Source organism: Ectopseudomonas khazarica, assembly GCF_017915135.1.
In the GTDB taxonomy this organism is placed as follows: Bacteria; Pseudomonadota; Gammaproteobacteria; order Pseudomonadales; family Pseudomonadaceae; genus Aquipseudomonas; species Aquipseudomonas khazarica.
Window position 1 is genome coordinate 4,048,606 of record NZ_CP068551.1, and the last position, 18,147, is coordinate 4,066,752.

The window sequence follows — 18,147 nt, forward strand, 5'->3', positions numbered from 1 at the left end:
ACGGCTTTTACCGTCAAGGGTCAGGAGACCTGTTGATGCCGGGAAAGCCGCACGGGGCAAGCTTTCCCAAGGAGCGATTTACCGTCAAAGACCGGTTTTGACCGGATAGTAAACAGAACGGTCTCAATCCGACCGCTGTTTACTACCGTCACCGCTACCGCCAATCCGTTCTGCTAATCGGCGATAGGCCTCGATAACCATTGCAACGAATTTCCTTTTAAATCAACATGTTGCAATTGGCTATCGATACATCTCAATGAGCCCAGAAGGACCCTACATCACTCCCATTCGATGGTCGCTGGCGGTTTGCTCGACACGTCGTAGGTGACGCGGGAGATGCCTTCGATCTCGTTGATGATGCGGCCGCTGACGGTCTCCAGCAGCTCGTAGGGCAGGTGCGCCCAGCGAGCGGTCATGAAGTCCACGGTTTCCACGGCGCGCAGGGCGACGACCCAGGCGTAGCGACGGCCGTCACCGACCACGCCGACCGACTTCACCGGCTGGAACACCACGAACGCCTGGCTGGTCTTGTGGTACCAGTCGGCCTTGCGCAGCTCTTCAATGAAGATGTGGTCGGCACGACGCAGCAGGTCGGCGTACTCCTTCTTCACTTCGCCGAGGATGCGCACACCCAGGCCCGGGCCCGGGAACGGGTGGCGGTAGACCATGTCGTAGGGCAGGCCCAGTTCCAGGCCGATCTTGCGCACTTCGTCCTTGAACAGTTCGCGCAGCGGCTCGACCAGCTTGAGGTTCATTTCCTCCGGCAGGCCACCGACGTTGTGGTGGCTCTTGATCACGTGAGCCTTGCCGCTCTTGGCGCCAGCCGACTCGATCACGTCCGGGTAGATGGTGCCCTGGGCGAGGAAGCGGATGTTGTCCAGCTTGCTGGCCTCGGCATCGAACACGTCGATGAAGGTGCGGCCGATGATCTTGCGTTTCTTCTCCGGGTCGGCTTCGCCGGCCAGGTTGCCGAGGAACTGCTCTTCGGCGTTGGCGCGGATCACCTTGACGCCCATGTTCTCGGCGAACATGGCCATCACCTGGTCGCCTTCGTGCAGGCGCAGCAGACCGTTGTCGACGAACACGCAGGTCAGCTGGTCGCCGATGGCCTTGTGCAGCAGCGCAGCGACCACCGAGGAGTCCACGCCGCCGGACAGGCCGAGCAGGACGTTGGCATCGCCAACCTGGGCGCGTACTGCAGCAACGGCGTCATCGACGATGTTGGCCGGGGTCCACAGGGCTTCGCAGCCGCTGATTTCCAGGACGAAGCGCGACAGGATGCGACCACCCTGCTTGGTGTGGGTCACTTCCGGGTGGAACTGCACGCCGTAGTAGTGGCGGGCGTCGTCGCACATGGCGGCGATCGGGCAGCTCGGGGTGGCAGCCAGTACGTGGAAGCCTTCCGGCAGGCGGGTGACCTTGTCACCGTGGCTCATCCACACATCCAGACCGAGCACGCCGTCGGCGTCGACATGGTCTTCGATGCCGGTGAGCAGCTCGCTCTTGCCGACCACGTCGACACGGGCGTAGCCGAATTCGCGCAGGTCGGAACCTTCCACCTTGCCACCGAGCTGCTCGGCCATGGTCTGCATGCCGTAGCAGATGCCCAGCACCGGCACATTCAGGTCGAACACCGCCTGCGGTGCACGCGGGCTGTTGGCTTCGTGCACCGACTCCGGACCACCGGCGAGGATGATGCCGCGCGGGGCGAAGGCGCGGATGTCCTCGTCGCTCATGTCCCAGGGGTGCAGTTCGCAATAGACGCCGATCTCGCGCACGCGACGGGCGATCAGTTGGGTGTACTGGGAACCGAAGTCCAGAATCAGGATGCGGTGGGCGTGAATGTCTTGGGCCATGGGCGCCTCTGCGAGCCAGCTGCAAGCCTCAAGCTGCAAGCTGCAAGTTGAACGAGAAAGCGACAAGCCACGAAGCCTGATGGCTTGTCGCCTGTCGCTTGGAACTTGAAGCTGGTGGGCGTCAGCCCACCCGGTAGTTCGGGGCTTCCTTGGTGATCTGCACGTCGTGGACATGCGATTCGGCCATGCCGGCGCCCGTGATGCGCACGAACTCGGGCTTGGTGCGCATCTCTTCGACGGTGGCGCAGCCGGTGTAGCCCATGGAGGCACGCAGGCCACCCATCAGCTGGTGAACGATGGCAGCCATGGCGCCCTTGTAGGGTACGCGGCCTTCGATGCCTTCCGGCACCAGCTTCTCGGCACCGGCCGAGGAGTCCTGGAAGTAGCGGTCGCTCGAGCCTTGCGCCTGTGCCATGGCACCCAGCGAACCCATGCCACGGTAAGCCTTGTAGGAACGGCCCTGGAACAGTTCGACTTCGCCCGGTGCCTCTTCGGTGCCGGCCAGCATGGAACCGATCATCACGGCGGAGGCGCCAGCGACGATGGCCTTGGACAGGTCACCGGAGAAGCGGATGCCACCATCGGCGACCAGCGGCACACCGGTGCCGGCCAGGGCGGCAGCCACATTGGCCACGGCGGAAATCTGCGGGACGCCGACGCCGGCAACGATACGGGTGGTGCAGATCGAGCCTGGGCCGATACCGACCTTGACACCGTCGGCGCCGGCTTCGACCAGCGCCTTGGCAGCCGCGCCAGTGGCGATGTTGCCACCGATGACCTGGACTTCCGGGAAGTTCTGCTTGACCCAGCGTACGCGGTCGATCACGCCCTTGGAGTGACCGTGAGCGGTGTCGACGATGATCACGTCCACCCCGGCGTTGACCAGTGCAGCCACGCGGTCACCGGTATCGGCACCGGTGCCGACGGCAGCACCGACACGCAGACGACCCTGGTCGTCCTTGCTGGCCAGCGGGTAGGCCTTGGCCTTCTCGATGTCCTTGACGGTCATCATGCCCTTGAGGGTGAAGGCGTCGTCGACGATCAGGACCTTCTCGATGCGGTGCTTGTGCAGCAGCTCACGCACGGTTTCCTTGTCGGCGCCTTCCTTGACGGTGACCAGGCGCTCTTTCGGCGTCATCACGTCACGTACCAGGGCATCCAGGCGATTCTCGAAGCGCACGTCGCGGGAGGTGACGATACCCACCAGGTCGCCGCCGGACAGCACCGGTACGCCCGAGATGTTGTTCTGGCGGGTCAGCTCGAACAGGTCACGCACGGTGGCGTCAGCTTCGATGGTGATCGGGTCCTTGACCACGCCGGCCTCGAACTTCTTGACCTTGCGGACTTCCGCCGCCTGCTGCTCGATGGTCATGTTCTTGTGGATGATGCCGATGCCGCCTTCCTGGGCCATGGCGATGGCCAGGCGCGCTTCGGTGACGGTGTCCATGGCAGCGGACAGCAGCGGGATGTTCAGTTCGATGCCGCGGGTCAGGCGGGTCTTCAGGCTGACGTCCTTGGGCAGTACCTCGGAGTATCCGGGGATGAGCAGGACGTCGTCGAAAGTGAGTGCTTCTTGGCTGATGCGCAGCATGGGCGGGCTCCCGAGCGGGAAAATAAGAAGCGCGGCATTATACCCAGCCACCGCGATGCACTCAATGCAAAGTGTGACGCTAGGCAGCGATGGCAGAGAGATCATAAAATAATGATTCTCAAAAACATCCGCACCCGAGTAACAAATGAAACTCACCCGCCTATCCCGGTGCTGCCCGCGCGCAGCGCTGCTGAGCCTTTGCCTGCTCCCGACCTCCCAGCTGCTGGCACAGGAACTGGAACTGCCCAGCCAGGACATCGTCGCCGCCCCCGTCGTCGACGATGACGGTTACCAGGCCAGGCGCAGCAGCACGGCCAGCAAAACCTCCGTTGCACTCAAGGATGAGGCTCAATCGGTCCAGGTGGTGACACCGCAGACCATCGAAGACTTTCAGGTCCGCTCGCTGGACGACGCGATGAAGTTCGTCAGCGGTGTCAGCCAGAGCAACACCCTGGGCAGCACCAAGGATGCCTTCATCAAGCGCGGCTTCGGCACCAACTCCGACGGCTCGATCCTGCGTGACGGCATCCGCTCGAACCTGTCGAAGAACTTCACCGCCACCAGCGAACGGGTGGAGGTACTCAAGGGACCTGCCGCGCTGCTCTATGGCGCGATGGACCCGGGCGGGCTGATCAACGTCATCAGCAAACTGCCGCAGCACCAGCAGCGCACGACCCTGAGCGGCTCCCTGTTCAGCGAGGGCGGCGGCTCGCTGTCGCTGGACACCACCGGCCCGCTGGGTGACAGCGGCCTGGCCTACCGCCTCATCACCGAGCGCCAGCACGAAGACTACTGGCGCAACTACGGTAGCCACGAGCAGGTGCTGATCGCCCCGTCGCTGACCTGGACCGGCGAGCGTGCCAGCCTGACGCTGGCGTACGAATACAACGATTACTCCGCTCCGTTCGACCGGGGCACCGTGTTCAGCGACGGCCACCCGGCCGCTGACGACTACGCCAAGCGCCTGGATGAGCGCTGGGCCGAAACCCGGGGCATCGCCGAGAGCGCCCGCGCGGTATTCGAGTATCAGTTGAACGACGACTGGAAGACCCGTTTCACCCACGCCTGGAACAATGACACCTACGGCCTCTCCATCGCCCAGCCGGTGGCCAACTCGCTGAACGCCACGACCGGCACCTTCAGGCGCGTCGGCAACGGCGCGCACTACGACGATGAAACCCGCTACAGCAGCCTGGACTTCATCGGCCAGCAGCGCCTGTTCGGCCAACGGCATGACCTGCTGATCGGTGTCGAGCACGAACTCAATGACCAGTACCGCGGCAAGACCTACCGCAACCTCGCCAGCATGCGGCGCGACATCAGCATCCACGACCCGGTCTACGGCAACCTGCCCGAACCCAGCGTGGTCAGCGCCACGCAGAGCAACCGTCGCAACGAGCTGACGTCGACCTCGCTCTACCTCAAGGACAACTGGCACCTCGACGAACGCTGGATTCTGGTACTGGGCGGCCGCTATCAGCACTACGACCAGTACATCGCCCAGGGGCTGGGCGCCAGTCGCAGCGAGCTGTACAGCAAGAATGACCAGACCCTGATTCCCTTCACCGGGCTGGTCTACAAGGCCAGCGAGGCACTCTCGCTGTATGGCAACTACAGCCGTTCGTTCGTCCCCAACACCAGCGTCACCGACAGCGGCCAGACCTTCGACCCGGAAGAAGGACGCAGCTACGAAGTGGGCGCGAAATACGACCTGCGACCGGGCCTGAGCCTGAACCTGGCGCTGTTCGACATCGTCAAGGAGAACGTCGTGGTGGGCTCCGGTGATGACATCGAAGCCGCCGGCAAGGTCGGCTCGCGCGGCGTGGAGCTGGATCTCGCCGGGCAGATCGCCGAGCGCTGGGCGCTGATCGCCACCTACGCCTACACCCACACGGAAGTTCTCGACGACCCCGCCAACGAAGGCAACCGGCTCGCCCAGGCGCCACGCCACACCGGCAGCCTCTACCTGACCCACGATCTGCCCATCGACGAACAGCTGGGCCATTGGCGCATCGGCAGCGGCGCTCGCTATGTCGGCGAACGCACCGGCGACAATGCCGACAGCTTCCGCCTCGACAGCTACACGCTGGCCGATGCGTTCATTCGCTGGGAGTATCCGCTGCTGGGCCAGCAGACCGCATTGCAGCTGAACCTGGACAACATCTTCGACAAGCACTACTACCCCTCCACCACGGGTAGCGAGCTCAACGTCAGCGTCGGCCAGCCGCGTACCGCCCGCCTCTCGGCCAGCATCACCTTCTGAGGCGATGTGCCAGCGACGACCGCCGCTGGCAGACGTCGCGGTCGCCGCCCGGCTCAGGCCGGGTCGTCGACCCGCACCTGGCGGAGGGCGAAGCCGAGGCGTTCGCCGAACTCCTCGACGAATGCCGGGCGCAGTCCGGCCTCCACCCAGCCGTTGAAGATGAAGCCCAGGTTGGAGAAGCCGCAGGGCTGCAGGAACAGGAAACCGTTGATGTCATCCTCATGCCCGCATTCCGGGCAGGTGAAATTGTCGGTTTCCCCTGGCCACCAGACCTCCAGGCTGTCGAACAGCGGCACCCCCACCTCCCGCCGACACTCGGCACACCCCGCCTCTTCGAGAAAGCCGCGCGTCGGCACATAGATGCAGCGGTGGGTGATGATCTCCAGACCATTGTGGGGCTGGCCATACGGCAGCAGCTCGGGGCGCTCGGCGATCTGCCGCGCGCCCGGACCGATGGCATAGGCCATGCCGTTGCCGCCCTGGCCACAGGTGGTCGGCAGCGCCTCGACGATGCGCCGTTTGACCAACCAGCGCAGCAGCGCCCTCGCCTTCTGCTCATGCGCGGGAAGCGTGGATATCTGTGGAACGAGAACGAGTTGTGCGGTCATGAGGCTTGGGCTGGCAGCGAACAGAGGCGGCAGCTTAGGCCCTGCCGCGGGCAAATCAAGCCCCCCGGCAGATCGCCACCTCGCGCCGGGCCAGGACCCGCTCCCGCAGCACGTCGTAGCCCCAGTTGAAGCCCAGGGTATAGGGCAGGAAGAACAGCAGCAGGCCGATATCCAGCAGCAATGCCTGCAGCAGACCGATCGACAGCCACCAGGCAGCCAGCGGCACCAGCACCACCACCAGGCCGAGTTCGAACAGCAAGGCGTGGCTGACACGGGCGCCCAGGCCGCGCTCGAAGCCCATGCGCCGCTGCGCACGGTCGAACAGGTAGTTGAACAGCATGTTCCAGAGCATGGCCACCGTGGAGAACATCAGCGTCAGCACGCCCAGATGCAGCAGCGGCTTGCCCATCAGCCAGGCCAGGGTTGGCGCACAGATGAGTACGGCGATGACTTCGAACGCCAGGGCATGGACGATGCGTTCGCGCAGGGTGCGTGGCAGTGGCTGACTCATGACTGAAACCTCGTGACAGGAAGCGATGGCGCTATGATCATCGGCAAACCTGCCATGACGAAGTGAGTTGCCATCGGTGAAACCGATATGAACATATCTCCCGAATCCCTTCAGGCCTTCGCCCAGGCCGCTCACAGTGGCTCACTCAGTGCAGCGGCACGGCGCCTGGGCAAGAGCCAGTCGACGATCAGCGAAGCCGTCGCTCGACTGGAAATCGACCTGGGCGTGGCGCTGTTCGAGCGCGGCCCTCGTCGCCTGCAGCTCACCGAGGCCGGCGCCAGTCTGCTCGCCCACGCCGACGAGGTGCTGGCAGCCGCTGACCGCCTGGCCCGCCACGCCGCCGGACTGGCCAGCGGCCAGGAAGCGCGCCTGACCCTGGCCCTCTCTGACGCCTACCAGCCGAAGCAGTACGAAGCCCGCCTGCAGGAACTGGACGAACGCTTTCCCGACCTGCAGTTCGAAAGCCTGATCGCCGAGCAGGCCGACGTGCTCGACCTGGTCAACCAGGGGCGGGCCCAGATCGGCCTGCTGGCGGCGCAGGATCGCTACCCGCCGCACATCGCCCATGCCCGCCTGGAGATGAGCAGCGAGTTCGGCCTGTTCGTCGCCAGGGAACACCCGCTGGCCGAGCGCTCGCATGTGCGCCCGGAAGACCTCTCGCACTGGCGCCTGCTGCGCCTGAGCAGCGTGGCCGACGATGACGCCAACCGCGATGACCTGCCCGGCAGCGGGGGGCGCTGCTGGGCGGCACCGGATTACCTGATGCTGCTGGAGATGGCCCGCCTGGGTTTCGGCTGGGCCGAGCTGCCACGGCAACTGGTCGAGACCTATGGCTTCGAGGCCCTGCACGAACTGCCCTGCAGCGGCTGGCCACGGCGCATGGCGGTCGATGCCATCTGGTCGCGCCAGCGCACGCTCGGGCCGGTTGCCGCCTGGTTGCTGCAGCGCCTGCAAGGCGGTACCTGACGGAGGTCGCGCCCGCAGCCCGCTGCGCTTATCATGCCGCCCCATGATCAACGATCCCTTTGCACGGCTGAACCTCGACCGCGAGGTGCTCAGCGTCAGTCAGCTCAACAACCGCGCCCGCCTGCTGCTGGAGGATGTGTTTTCCGGCATCTGGGTCGAGGGGGAAATCTCCAACCTGGCGCGCCCGGCGTCCGGGCACATCTACTTCACCCTGAAGGATGGCCAGGCCCAGGTGCGTTGCGCGCTGTTCCGGCAGAACGCCGCACGGGTGCGCCAGGCGCTGCGCGACGGGCTGGCGGTGAAGGTCCGTGGCAAGGTGTCGCTGTTCGAGGGCCGGGGTGACTACCAGCTGATTCTCGATGCCGTCGAACCCGCCGGCGATGGCGCCCTGCGCCTGGCCTTCGAAGCGCTGAAGGAAAAACTCGGCGCCGAGGGGCTGTTCGCCAGCACCGGCAAGATCGCCCTGCCCGCCCATCCGAGGCGCATCGGCATCGTCACCTCGCCGACCGGCGCGGTGATCCGCGACATCATCAGCGTGTTCCGCCGCCGCGCGCCGCAGGTCGAGCTGAACCTGATCCCCACCGCCGTCCAGGGACGCGAGGCCACCGCGCAGATCGTCCGTGCCCTGCAACGGGCCGACGCGCAAGACTTCGACGCACTGATCCTGGCCCGTGGCGGTGGCTCGCTGGAAGACCTCTGGTGCTTCAACGAAGAGGCCGTGGCCCGCGCCGTGGCGGCCTGCAGCACGCCCATCGTCAGCGCCGTGGGCCATGAGACGGACGTATCCATCGCCGACTTCGTCGCCGACGTGCGTGCCCCGACGCCCTCCGCCGCCGCCGAACTGCTGGCTCCGGACAGCAGCGAACTGCTGCAGCGCCTGCACAACCTGCAGCGGCGCCTGGTCCTGCACATGCAGGGTCGCCTGGCCCGCGAGCGCCTGCGCCTGGACGGCGTGAGCAAGCGCCTGCGCCACCCCGGCGAGCGTTTGCGCCAGCAGGCGCAGCGCCTGGATGACCTGGACATGCGCCTGCGCCGCGCCTTCAACCAGCAGCTGGCCAGCCAGCGCGAGCGCCTGGCCCGTCTCGACGCCCGCCTTGCGGCCCAGCATCCGGGACGCAGTCTGGCCCTGCTGCGCCAGCGTCTCGACGGCCTGGCCGAACGCCTGCCACGCGCCATGCAGGGCCAGCTGCGCAACCAGCGCCAGCGCCTCGGCGCGCTGGCCGGGCAACTGCAGATCGTCAGCCCGCTGGCCACCCTTGGTCGCGGCTACAGCATCCTCCTCGACGAACGCGGCCAGGCGGTGCGCAGCGCCGTCCAGACGCAGCCGGGCCAGCGCCTCAAGGCACGCCTGAGCGAGGGCGAACTGGATGTACGCGTCGAAGACAACCACATCCAACCCGCGACCCTGTCGCTGCTGGACTGAGCCCGCCGATGTCCCGCCTGAACCCGCGCGCCCTGGCTTACCTCAACGAGGTCATCCACTTTCGCTCGCTGCGCAAGGCCGCGCAGCACCTGAACGTCGACCCCTCGGCCATCAGCCGCCAGCTCAGCGCACTGGAGGAAGAGCTGCAGATCCGTCTGCTGGAACGCACCTCGCAGGGCGTCAGCCCGACCGAGGCCGGCGACATGCTGGTCGCCCACTACCGCCAGCAGCGGGCCAACGAACAGGGCGTGCTGTCGCGCCTGAGCGACCTTCAGGGCCTGCGCCAGGGCAGCGTGCGTATCGCGGTCGGCGAGGGTTTCATCACCGACCTGATCGCCCAGCCGCTGCAGAGTTTCATCCTGCGCTACCCCGGCATCGACCTGGAGGTGCGCATGGCCGGCGCCAACGAGGCGCTCGGCCTGCTCAAGGAAGATGCCGTGGATCTGGCGCTGGTCTATGCCCCTGTCGAGGACGAGGCACTGCAGGTTCACGTCGACACACGCCAGCCACTGGACCTGATCACCCCGCCGCACCATCCACTGCTCGAACACCCGGGGCCGATCCCCATGACCGCCCTGCGCGGCGAGGCTCTGGCACTGATCCACAGCAGCACGGGCATGGGCCAGCTGGCGGTGATGGTCGCCCAGCTGGAACACGTCGAACTGCGCCCGAAGCTGCGCACCAACTCGGTGGCGGTGCTCACCAACTTCGTCAAATCCGGCATCGGCGTGGCCTTCATGCCCGAGCTGACGGTCAGCGACGAGCTCAAGGCCGGCAGCATCCGCCGTCTGCCCCTGGCCAACCTGGCCCTGCACGATGCCCGCGCGCGCATCCTCAGCCACAAGGGCCGCGAACTCACGGTTGCCGGGCAGGCCTGTCTGCAGCACCTGCGCCAGAGCATGCGCTTCTTCAGCGGCGACGCGCCGAGCCTGTCGCGCACACGCTGAGCCGAGCCCACTCGCGTTGCATTTTTTGCATCACAAGCCTTCTTGAACAGTCAACACAACAACAGCTAGCGTACCGTTGCTGACGCGCTCTAGGTTCGAACAACAACAGCATCCGCGCGGCTTTCCCACCATCGTTCTGCCATAAGGAAAACAATATGCAATCGACTCTGTTCGGTCAGTTCGGCCGCCGTTTCTGTGCGGCGCTGCTGGTCAGTGCCATGGGCCTGGGCGCATCGCTGAGCCAGGCCGCTACCAGCATCAACATGAGCTACAACGGCGCGGCCGACCTGGAAAAGAACCCGGTGCACCTGTTCGCCAGCAACTTCAAGCGCCTGGCGGAGCAGAAGAGCGGCGGCGAGCTGCAGATCAAGCTCTACCCCAACAGCATGCTCGGTGAAGAAGAGCAGCGCATGGAGCAGGTCATCAGCGGCCCGGGGCTGAACATCGCCTCCTTCGCCGGCATCGCCCCGCTGTTCCCGGAGATCTACGTCAGCGCCATCCCCTTCATGTTCGAGGACGCCAAGGCCGCCCACCGCTTCTTCGACGACGGCCGCTACTGGCAGGCCGCGCGGGAGGAATTCCGCTCGCGCACCGGCACCGAGATGCTGGCGGTGGTCGAGGAAGGTGGCTTTCTCAACTTCACCAACAACAAGAAGCCGATCAAGTCGCCACAGGACTTCCAGGGCCTGCGCTTTCGCGCGATGGACCCCAGCCAGGTAGCGCTCTACGAATCGTTCGGCGCTTCCGGCACGCCGATCCCCTGGACCGAGCTGTACATGGGCCTGCGCTCGGGCGTGGCCGACGGCCAGATGAACCCCACCTCGTACATCATCCTCGGCAGCCTGTACCAGGTGCAGAAGTACCTGACCCTGGCCAACATCCAGTACTCCGACCAGTTCCTGGTGGCCAACGCCGAGCTGCTCGAATCGCTGCCGGCCGAAGCGCGCCAGGCTCTGCTCGATGCCGCCCGCGAGGCCACGCTGCTCAACCGCGAAGCCATCGCCACCCAGCAGGAGAAGGAGCTGGCATTCCTGCTGGACAAGGGCATGCAGATCATCCGCCCCTCCGCCGAGGACCTGCAGGCCTTCCGCAGCCAGGGCCAGCCGGCCTACCTGAAGTGGCTGGGCGAGCAGGACATCGATGCGCAATGGGTCGAAACGGCCCTGCAGGATGTCGGTCTGAAACCCGCCCAATAGTCCCCGCCTGACCCCTAGCGCCCTGGCTGACAGGGCGCTGCTTCTCTTGCCCGGAGTCCTTATGTCCTCCTTTATCGAGCGCCTGCGCGCCGTGGTGCTCAACCTGGGCGCGGCGCTGCTGTTGCTGGACCTGTTGCTACTCATCTACGGGGTGTTCGCCCGCTACCTGATCGGCAGCTCGCCGATCTGGATGGACGAAATGGCCCGCTACCTGATCATCGGCAGTGTGATGCTGCTGCTCGGCGCACTGTGGAGCGAGGGCGGGCACATGCGCATCAACCTGCTCGAACAGCGCCTGCCGGCACGCCTGGCGCGCTGGCTGCAGCTGTACCAGTGGCTGGCGGCCTGCGCCTTCTTCACCTTCGCCACCTGGGTCAGCCTGCGCTATGCACTCGAGGCCGGACGCTTTCGCAGCCTGGGCCTGGGCATCAGCCGCACGTGGCCGCTGCTGGCGCTGCCGCTGGGCTTTGGCCTGCTGGTGCTGATGGTGCTGCTGCGCGGTCCCTGGCCGAACTCGCAACAGGCGGAGGTGCAGCCATGATGGGTCTGGCCATGCTGCTGACCTTCGCCGTCAACCTGGTGCTGGGTCTGCCGCTGTTCTTCTGCCTGCTGCTCACCGCGATGGTCGGCTTCCTGTTCGTCGACATCGGGCTGTTCGTCAACATCCTGCCGCAGCGCTTCTTCGGCGGCATGGACATTTTCTCGCTGATGGCCATCCCGCTGTTCATCCTGGCCGGCAACCTGATGAACAACTCGGGCATGACCCCGCGCCTGATCCGCCTGGCCAATGCCATGGTCGGCCACCTGCGCGGCGGCCTCGGCCACGTCAACGTGGTCGCCGGCGTGTTCTTCGCCGGGGTCAACGGCTCGGCCGCTGCCGACGCCTCGGCACTCAGCTCGCTGCTGGTGCCGGCCATGGAAAAAGAAGGCTACTCACGCAAGTTCGCCGCAGGCCTGACTGCCGGCAGCTCGCTGATCGGCCCGATCATTCCGCCAAGCATCTTCATGATCCTGTACTCGTCGCTGACCAATACTTCGATCGGCGAACTGTTCCTGGCCGGCGTGGTGCCCGGCTTGCTGCTGGCGCTGGCGTTCATGGGCATGAACGCCCTGTATGCGCGCAAGGCCGGTCTGCAGGCGCGGCACCAGGCTCCGAGCTGGGGCGAGGTGCTGGCTGCCTTTTCCGGCGCGGCCACCGCACTGGTCGCTCCGGTGCTGATCGTCGCCGGCATCGTCATGGGCCTGGTCACGCCAACCGAATCAGGCGCGCTGATCGTGCTCTACGTGGCCGTGATCGGCATGCTGCAGGGACAGCTGTCGCTGCGCGGATTGTGGGACGGGCTGCGCGACACCGTGCGCCTGACCGGCAGCATCTACGCGATCATCGCGGCGGCCTCGGTGGTCAACTGGCTGCTCAATTACACCCAGGTGGCGGCGGCGTTCGCCGAACTGCTGGGGCCGTTCAGCGACTCGCCGACGCTGATCCTGCTAGTGATCAGCGCGATCATCTTCATCTGCGGCATGGTCATGGAAGAGGTCTCGGTGCTGATGCTGCTGACGCCCATCATCGTCCCGGTGGCGCTGGCGGCCGGCGTCGACCCGGTGCACCTGGGGCTGATCTTCACCCTGAACATCACCATCGCGATGATCACGCCGCCCATGGGCGCCTGCCTGTTCATCGTCGCCGCCGTCAGCAAGCTGAACATCATGGAGATGTTCAAGGGTATCTGGCCATTCGTCCTGACCGCCCTGGGCGTACTCTACCTGCTGATCCTGTTCCCCTCGCTGACCCTCTGGTTGCCGCGCCTGCTGAGCTGATGCCATGACCGACCTGACCACCCCCATCCCCTACCGAGCAGAACCCGACTGGCAGGCGGTCGCGGCGATCCCCATCGTCGAGTGCGATGAGCCGCTGCACCCGCTGAGCCTGAGCCGCACGCTGCGCGTGTACCCGGCATACGCCCGCATGGGCGTGTGCCACGCCATGGCTGAATGCCACTCGCGCAGCGCGGTGTTCGAACGCCTGCTGCAGGTGGCCAAAAGCCTGCCGGCAGGCCTGCATCTGGTGGTGCTCGACGCCTGGCGTCCGTTCGCCGTGCAGCAATACCTCTACGACAGCCTCTACGACGCGCTCAAGGAGTACTACCCCGACGCTGACGAGGCGCACCTGGAGCATCTGACGCGCCAGTTCGTCTCGCCGCCCAACAGCAGCCGTGGCAATCCCAGCCCGCACCTGACCGGTGGCGCCGTCGATGTCACCCTGTGCGACGATGACGGCCACTGGCTGGACATGGGCACCGCCTTCGACGAGGCCAGCCCGCGCTCGGCCAGCGCCCACTTCGAAGGCCCCGACGGTGAAGCGGCGGGCCAGCAGGTACGCGCCAACCGGCGCACGCTGTACAACGCCATGCTCGCCCAGGGCTTCAGCAACCTGCCCAGCGAGTGGTGGCACTACGACTACGGCGACCAGCTGTGGGCCTGGCACCAGGGCGAGCCTCAAGCGCTGTACGGCCCCGTGCAGTTGCAGACCCTCGACAGCCTCTGGCGCCAGCAGCTCGAACAGCAACTCGGCCTGAACGGCCGCTGAGGCGCTGCCACAGGCTTTCCCGATGCCGGCATTTACGCCAGCATAGGCCCCCCAGCCCTCGCCCGGACCGCCTCGCATGCCCCGTCCCCTGCCACTGCTCACCACATTTCTGCTGCTCGCGCTGAGCCTCGCCGCGCCGGCCCACGCCGAGGGTTTCATCACCCGCCTGCTGAACAAGCCGGTACCCGGCGGCGTGGCCGTGCTCGATCTGGGTGGCCAGGCCCAGGCGCCGAAGGTTCGCTACCAGGGCAAGCCGGTGCTGACCATTCGTGAGGACGGGCAGCGCTGGATCGCCATCGTCGGCATCCCGCTAAGCGTCAAGCCGGGCACGCAACAGGTGCAGATCGAGGGAGGCCAGTCGCTCGCCTTCGAAGTCGGCGCCAAGCACTACACCGAGCAGCGCATCACCCTCAAGAATCAGCAGCAGGTCAACCCCAACGCCAAGAACCTCGCCCGCATCGAGCGCGAGCTGGCCGAACAGACCCGCGCCTACCGCCAGTTCAGCGCCCGCCAGCCGAGCAACCTGCTGTTCGACAAACCCGTCGACGGCCCGCTCTCCAGCCCCTTCGGCCTGCGCCGCTTCTTCAACGGCGAGGAACGCAACCCGCATTCGGGCCTGGACTTCGCCGCCAGCCGTGGCACCTCGATCAAGGCGCCGGCTGCCGGCAAGGTGATCCTGGTCGGCGACTACTTCTTCAATGGCAGGACGGTATTCCTCGACCATGGCCAGGGCCTGATCAGCATGTTCTGCCACCTGTCGGCGATCGACGTGAAACTCGGCGACGAGATCCCTCGCGGCGGTCATCTCGGCAAGGTCGGCGCCACCGGGCGCGCCACCGGGCCGCACCTGCACTGGAACGTCAGCCTCAACGATGCACGGGTCGACCCGGCGATCTTCATCGGCGCGTTCAAACCCTGAACTGGACGCAGCCTGCAACACCTGAGCGCTGGGTTGGCGCGCCGATTTTTGCTAGGGTACGGCGGCTCAAACGGTCGGCCCCGCAAGGCCGGCCTGCCTCATGCCCGCAGCGGAGCCGGATATGCCGAATGAGCTCAACACCTGGATGGACTGGCTGAAGCAACAGCCGGAACTGCTGACCCTCAGCGCCACACTCGCCCTGATCGCGGCGGCCTGGCTGTCGAACTGGGTGGTCAAGCACATCCTGGTGCGCGCCATCTATCGTGTGATCGGCGCCACGACCGTGGGTCGCCATGGCCAGATCAAGGAAAGCGGCATCATCAAGCGGCTCTCCAACGTCGTGCCGGCGCTGGTGCTGTCCAGCGGCGTGATGCTGGTACCGGACATGCCCGAGGCCGTGGTCGAGGTGACGCGCAACGTCTGCAGCGCCTTCATCGTGCTGACCATCGCCATGGCCATCGGCGCCTTTCTGGACATCCTCAACACCCTCTACCAGCGGCGCCCGAATGCCCACCTGAAGCCGATCAAGGGCTACCTGCAGGTGATCAAGATCGCCATCTACGCGATTGCCGCGATCCTCATGGTGGCCGCGCTGATCGACCGCTCCCCGCTGATCCTGCTGTCCGGCCTTGGCGCCATGGCCGCCGTGCTGATGTTGATCTTCCAGGACACCCTGCTGTCGCTGGTGGCCAGCGTGCAGATCTCGTCGAGCGACATCATTCGCGTCGGTGACTGGGTGGAGATGCCCAACCTGAACGCCGATGGCGACGTGATCGACATCGCCCTGCACACGGTCAAGGTGCAGAACTGGGACAAGACCATCACCACCATCCCGACCCGCCGCTTCATCACCGACCCGTTCAAGAACTGGCGTGGCATGCAGGAATCCGGCGGCCGACGGATCAAACGCGCACTCTACCTCGACCAGACCAGCGTGCACTTCCTGAGCAACGAGGAAATCGCCCGCCTGCGCCGCTTCATGCTGCTCGACGAATACCTCGACCACAAGGACCAGGAGCTGCTCGACTGGAACACCAGGCTGGCCGAACACAGCAAGGAAGCGGTCAACACCCGCCGCATCACCAACATCGGCAGCTTCCGTGCCTACGTCGAGCATTACCTGCGGCATAACCCGCACATCCACCAGCACATGACCCTGCTGGTGCGCCAGCTCAGCCCGACTGCCGATGGCCTGCCGCTGGAGATCTACTGCTTCACCAACACCACGGCCTGGAATGCCTACGAGGGCATCCAGTCGGACATCTTCGACCATCTGCTGGCCATCCTCCCGGAGTTCGGCCTGCGCGTGTTCCAGCATCCGAGCGGGGCCGACTTCCAGGCGCTGCGGGAGAAAGCCCCCGCCGCTCGTCGCCTCAACAGCGAAATGGCTTAAGTCCAGCAGCATCGCGCCGATCTCTCGGTAGAGCCGGGTAATCGCCCGGCGGCTACCAGTGAGCCGATGATGCTGACGGTCAATACCAACATCGCCTCGTCGTTCACGCGTCGCCAACTGGAGAGCAACAACACCGGCCTCGACATCTCGTTGCAGCGCCTGTCCACCGGGCAGCGCATCAACAGTGCCAAGGATGACGCTGCCGGGCTGCAGATCTCCAACCGCCTCAACTCGCAGGCACGCGGGCTGGGCGTGGCGATACGTAACGCCAACGACGGTATTTCGCTGCTGCAGGTCGCAGAGGGCGCGCTACAAAGCGTGACCGACGCCCTGCAGCGCATCCGTTCGCTCGGCCTGCAGGCAATGAATGGCTCCAACGGCGCCAGCGAGCGCCAGGCACTCGACCAGGAAGCGCAGCAGCTGCTGCAGGAGATCGACCGGGTCAACGAGACCACCACCTTCGCCGGCCGCAAGGTCTTCGCCCAGGGCCAGTCCTCTGCCCTCGGCGACCTGGACCAGCGCGCCGTGCTCAACTCGCTCAAGGGCTTCTGGATCAGCGAAGGAGAACAGCGCGTCTTCGACGCCTTCGGTCTGCGCGCCGACGGCGCCGAGCTGAAAATCACCTTCAGCAACGACAGCAGCAGCCAGGCTCTGGCGTCGGTCTCCTCCAGCGGCGCGGATGGCAACGGTCGCGTGCTCAATCAGGTGCTCAACGTCAACCTCGCGTACTTCGACGCCAGCTCGCTGCCCGACGGCGGCAGTTACCCGCAGTACACCGACCGCGTGATTGCCCACGAGATGACCCATGCGGTGATGGGTCGCACCATGAACTTCGCCGCCGGCCTGCCCGCCTGGTTCATCGAGGGCGCCGCAGAAGCCGTACAGGGTGCGGACGAGCGCCTGGCCGCCGACACCGCCGGCGGTACCAATACCACGGCGATCGTCAGCGCCTTCAATGCCGACGACGTCAGCGGCTCCGCAGGCTACTCCGGCGGCTATGCGGCGGTGCGCTACATGCATGCCAGCATCAAGGCCGAGGGTGGCAAGGGCATCAAGGACATCATGGGCTACCTGAACAGCAATCCCGGCTCCACGCTGGACCAGGCGCTGAGCAATGCCAGCCATGGCGCCTTCACCGGGCTCGCAGACTTCCAGAGCCAGTTCAGCAGCGACGCGGCTGCCTACGTGGCGGGCCTCGACCTGAGCAACGCCGACACCGGCGCCATCGGCGGCCTGGACGCGGACGGCGGGCCGACGCTGACGGCCGAGAACGTGCTGCTCAATCAGGGTACCGGGGTCCCCGGCTCGCAGGGCTTCCGCCTCGTCGAACCGACCCTGTTCAACGACACGGCGGTCGGCGGCAGCGCCCTGACGCAGTTCCAGGTCGGCGCCGAGGCCTACGAAACCATTCAGATCGGCCTGGGCGCGTTCAATGTCGACACCCTGGCGCTCGGCCGCCTCAGCCTGCAGGACACCCCCGGCCTGGCGGTGATGGACATCGACGACGCCCTGGCCTACATCGACCGCCAGCGAGGCTACATGGGCGCGGTGCAGAATCGCCTGGAGTCGACGATCAGCAACCTGCAGAACATCGCCGAGAACACCGCAGCCAGTCGCTCGCGCATCCTCGACACCGACTTCGCCAACGAGACCGCCAACCTCGCCTCGCGGCAGATCATCCAGCAAGCCGCGCAGAGCATCCTCGCCCAGGCCAACCAGCGCCCGCAGGCGGTACTCGAGCTGCTGGCCTGAGCCCTGCGCAATCCGTCGCAAGCCTTGCGCCAAGAAGCGCAATTAATCGCCCGCATACAGGACAGCGCGAAATTTTCAGGCGTTTTTTCCGTAAGTATTGCCATCATTCCCTACCGAACGTAGGGTTAGCGACAT

Annotated in this window: 15 protein-coding genes; 11 read left to right on the forward strand and 4 right to left on the reverse strand. The window is 65.8% G+C overall.

The window, feature by feature from the left end; translation table 11 throughout:
* Positions 1-278: 278 nt before the first annotated feature.
* Both guaA and guaB read right to left on the reverse strand, forming a co-directional pair.
* Positions 279-1,856, reverse strand: a complete 1,578-nt coding sequence (guaA, locus tag JLK41_RS19085) for a glutamine-hydrolyzing GMP synthase (protein ID WP_047589986.1) — start codon at positions 1,854-1,856, stop codon at positions 279-281.
* Positions 1,857-1,977: 121 nt separating this feature from the next.
* Positions 1,978-3,447, reverse strand: coding sequence for an IMP dehydrogenase (guaB, locus tag JLK41_RS19090; RefSeq protein ID WP_037049532.1), 1,470 nt, complete (start codon positions 3,445-3,447; stop codon positions 1,978-1,980).
* Between the two features lie 145 nt (positions 3,448-3,592).
* On the opposite strand from guaB, the gene JLK41_RS19095 reads away from it, so the two are divergent.
* Entirely contained in the window at positions 3,593-5,710 is a 2,118-nt protein-coding gene (locus tag JLK41_RS19095; RefSeq protein WP_210389602.1) for a TonB-dependent siderophore receptor, read from the forward strand.
* Between the two features lie 53 nt (positions 5,711-5,763).
* Here JLK41_RS19095 and JLK41_RS19100 read toward each other — a convergent pair whose 3' ends face one another.
* Both JLK41_RS19100 and JLK41_RS19105 read right to left on the reverse strand, forming a co-directional pair.
* Positions 5,764-6,318, reverse strand: a complete 555-nt coding sequence (locus JLK41_RS19100; protein WP_037049534.1) for a hypothetical protein — start codon at positions 6,316-6,318, stop codon at positions 5,764-5,766.
* A 55-nt stretch (positions 6,319-6,373) separates the two neighbouring features.
* Complete coding sequence (locus tag JLK41_RS19105; RefSeq protein WP_210389603.1) at positions 6,374-6,829, reverse strand: multidrug/biocide efflux PACE transporter; 456 nt, start codon at positions 6,827-6,829, stop codon at positions 6,374-6,376.
* Positions 6,830-6,916: 87 nt separating this feature from the next.
* Between JLK41_RS19105 and JLK41_RS19110 the strand changes: the two genes are divergently transcribed.
* From JLK41_RS19110 to JLK41_RS19155, 10 genes are all read left to right on the forward strand, one after another.
* Positions 6,917-7,795: a LysR family transcriptional regulator gene (locus tag JLK41_RS19110; RefSeq protein WP_179554778.1), complete on the forward strand. Its 879-nt coding sequence runs from the start codon at positions 6,917-6,919 to the stop codon at positions 7,793-7,795.
* Positions 7,796-7,838: 43 nt separating this feature from the next.
* Positions 7,839-9,218 (forward strand): exodeoxyribonuclease VII large subunit, encoded by a 1,380-nt coding sequence (gene xseA, locus JLK41_RS19115; RefSeq protein ID WP_210389604.1) that lies wholly within the window; start codon positions 7,839-7,841, stop codon positions 9,216-9,218.
* 8 nt (positions 9,219-9,226) lie between these two features.
* Positions 9,227-10,165, forward strand: a complete 939-nt coding sequence (locus JLK41_RS19120) for a LysR family transcriptional regulator (protein WP_037049545.1) — start codon at positions 9,227-9,229, stop codon at positions 10,163-10,165.
* Positions 10,166-10,320: 155 nt separating this feature from the next.
* Entirely contained in the window at positions 10,321-11,361 is a 1,041-nt protein-coding gene (locus tag JLK41_RS19125) for a TRAP transporter substrate-binding protein (RefSeq protein WP_210389605.1), read from the forward strand.
* 61 nt (positions 11,362-11,422) lie between these two features.
* A complete protein-coding gene (locus tag JLK41_RS19130; protein WP_037049552.1) occupies positions 11,423-11,902 on the forward strand; it encodes a TRAP transporter small permease in 480 nt (159 codons plus the stop codon).
* Positions 11,899-13,179: a TRAP transporter large permease gene (locus JLK41_RS19135; protein ID WP_080757016.1), complete on the forward strand. Its 1,281-nt coding sequence runs from the start codon at positions 11,899-11,901 to the stop codon at positions 13,177-13,179. The genes JLK41_RS19130 and JLK41_RS19135 overlap by 4 nt, the downstream gene beginning before the upstream one ends.
* 4 nt (positions 13,180-13,183) lie before the next feature.
* Positions 13,184-13,948 carry a M15 family metallopeptidase gene (locus tag JLK41_RS19140; protein ID WP_037049555.1) on the forward strand — a complete coding sequence of 255 codons (765 nt, stop codon included), beginning with the start codon at positions 13,184-13,186 and terminating at the stop codon, positions 13,946-13,948.
* Between the two features lie 76 nt (positions 13,949-14,024).
* Entirely contained in the window at positions 14,025-14,867 is an 843-nt protein-coding gene (locus JLK41_RS19145) for a peptidoglycan DD-metalloendopeptidase family protein (RefSeq protein ID WP_210389606.1), read from the forward strand.
* A gap of 121 nt (positions 14,868-14,988) precedes the next feature.
* Positions 14,989-16,260 (forward strand): mechanosensitive ion channel family protein, encoded by a 1,272-nt coding sequence (locus JLK41_RS19150; RefSeq protein ID WP_134677041.1) that lies wholly within the window; start codon positions 14,989-14,991, stop codon positions 16,258-16,260.
* Positions 16,261-16,326: 66 nt separating this feature from the next.
* Positions 16,327-18,012, forward strand: a complete 1,686-nt coding sequence (locus tag JLK41_RS19155) for a flagellinolysin (protein WP_244976441.1) — start codon at positions 16,327-16,329, stop codon at positions 18,010-18,012.
* Positions 18,013-18,147 lie beyond the last annotated feature (135 nt).

What these genes read in the sequence shown, in the direction of transcription:
- JLK41_RS19140 (WP_037049555.1), top strand. Translation starts at nt 13,184, where the DNA reads ATGACCGACCTGACCACCCCCATCCCCTACCGAGCAGAACCCGACTGG.
- JLK41_RS19120 (WP_037049545.1), top strand. Translation starts at nt 9,227, where the DNA reads ATGTCCCGCCTGAACCCGCGCGCCCTGGCTTACCTCAACGAGGTCATC.
- JLK41_RS19145 (WP_210389606.1), top strand. Translation starts at nt 14,025, where the DNA reads ATGCCCCGTCCCCTGCCACTGCTCACCACATTTCTGCTGCTCGCGCTG.
- JLK41_RS19095 (WP_210389602.1), top strand. Translation starts at nt 3,593, where the DNA reads ATGAAACTCACCCGCCTATCCCGGTGCTGCCCGCGCGCAGCGCTGCTG.
- JLK41_RS19130 (WP_037049552.1), top strand. Translation starts at nt 11,423, where the DNA reads ATGTCCTCCTTTATCGAGCGCCTGCGCGCCGTGGTGCTCAACCTGGGC.
- guaA (WP_047589986.1), bottom strand. Translation starts at nt 1,856, where the DNA reads ATGGCCCAAGACATTCACGCCCACCGCATCCTGATTCTGGACTTCGGT.
- JLK41_RS19110 (WP_179554778.1), top strand. Translation starts at nt 6,917, where the DNA reads ATGAACATATCTCCCGAATCCCTTCAGGCCTTCGCCCAGGCCGCTCAC.
- JLK41_RS19125 (WP_210389605.1), top strand. Translation starts at nt 10,321, where the DNA reads ATGCAATCGACTCTGTTCGGTCAGTTCGGCCGCCGTTTCTGTGCGGCG.
- xseA (WP_210389604.1), top strand. Translation starts at nt 7,839, where the DNA reads ATGATCAACGATCCCTTTGCACGGCTGAACCTCGACCGCGAGGTGCTC.
- JLK41_RS19155 (WP_244976441.1), top strand. Translation starts at nt 16,327, where the DNA reads ATGATGCTGACGGTCAATACCAACATCGCCTCGTCGTTCACGCGTCGC.
- JLK41_RS19105 (WP_210389603.1), bottom strand. Translation starts at nt 6,829, where the DNA reads ATGAGTCAGCCACTGCCACGCACCCTGCGCGAACGCATCGTCCATGCC.
- JLK41_RS19150 (WP_134677041.1), top strand. Translation starts at nt 14,989, where the DNA reads ATGCCGAATGAGCTCAACACCTGGATGGACTGGCTGAAGCAACAGCCG.
- guaB (WP_037049532.1), bottom strand. Translation starts at nt 3,447, where the DNA reads ATGCTGCGCATCAGCCAAGAAGCACTCACTTTCGACGACGTCCTGCTC.
- JLK41_RS19100 (WP_037049534.1), bottom strand. Translation starts at nt 6,318, where the DNA reads ATGACCGCACAACTCGTTCTCGTTCCACAGATATCCACGCTTCCCGCG.
- JLK41_RS19135 (WP_080757016.1), top strand. Translation starts at nt 11,899, where the DNA reads ATGATGGGTCTGGCCATGCTGCTGACCTTCGCCGTCAACCTGGTGCTG.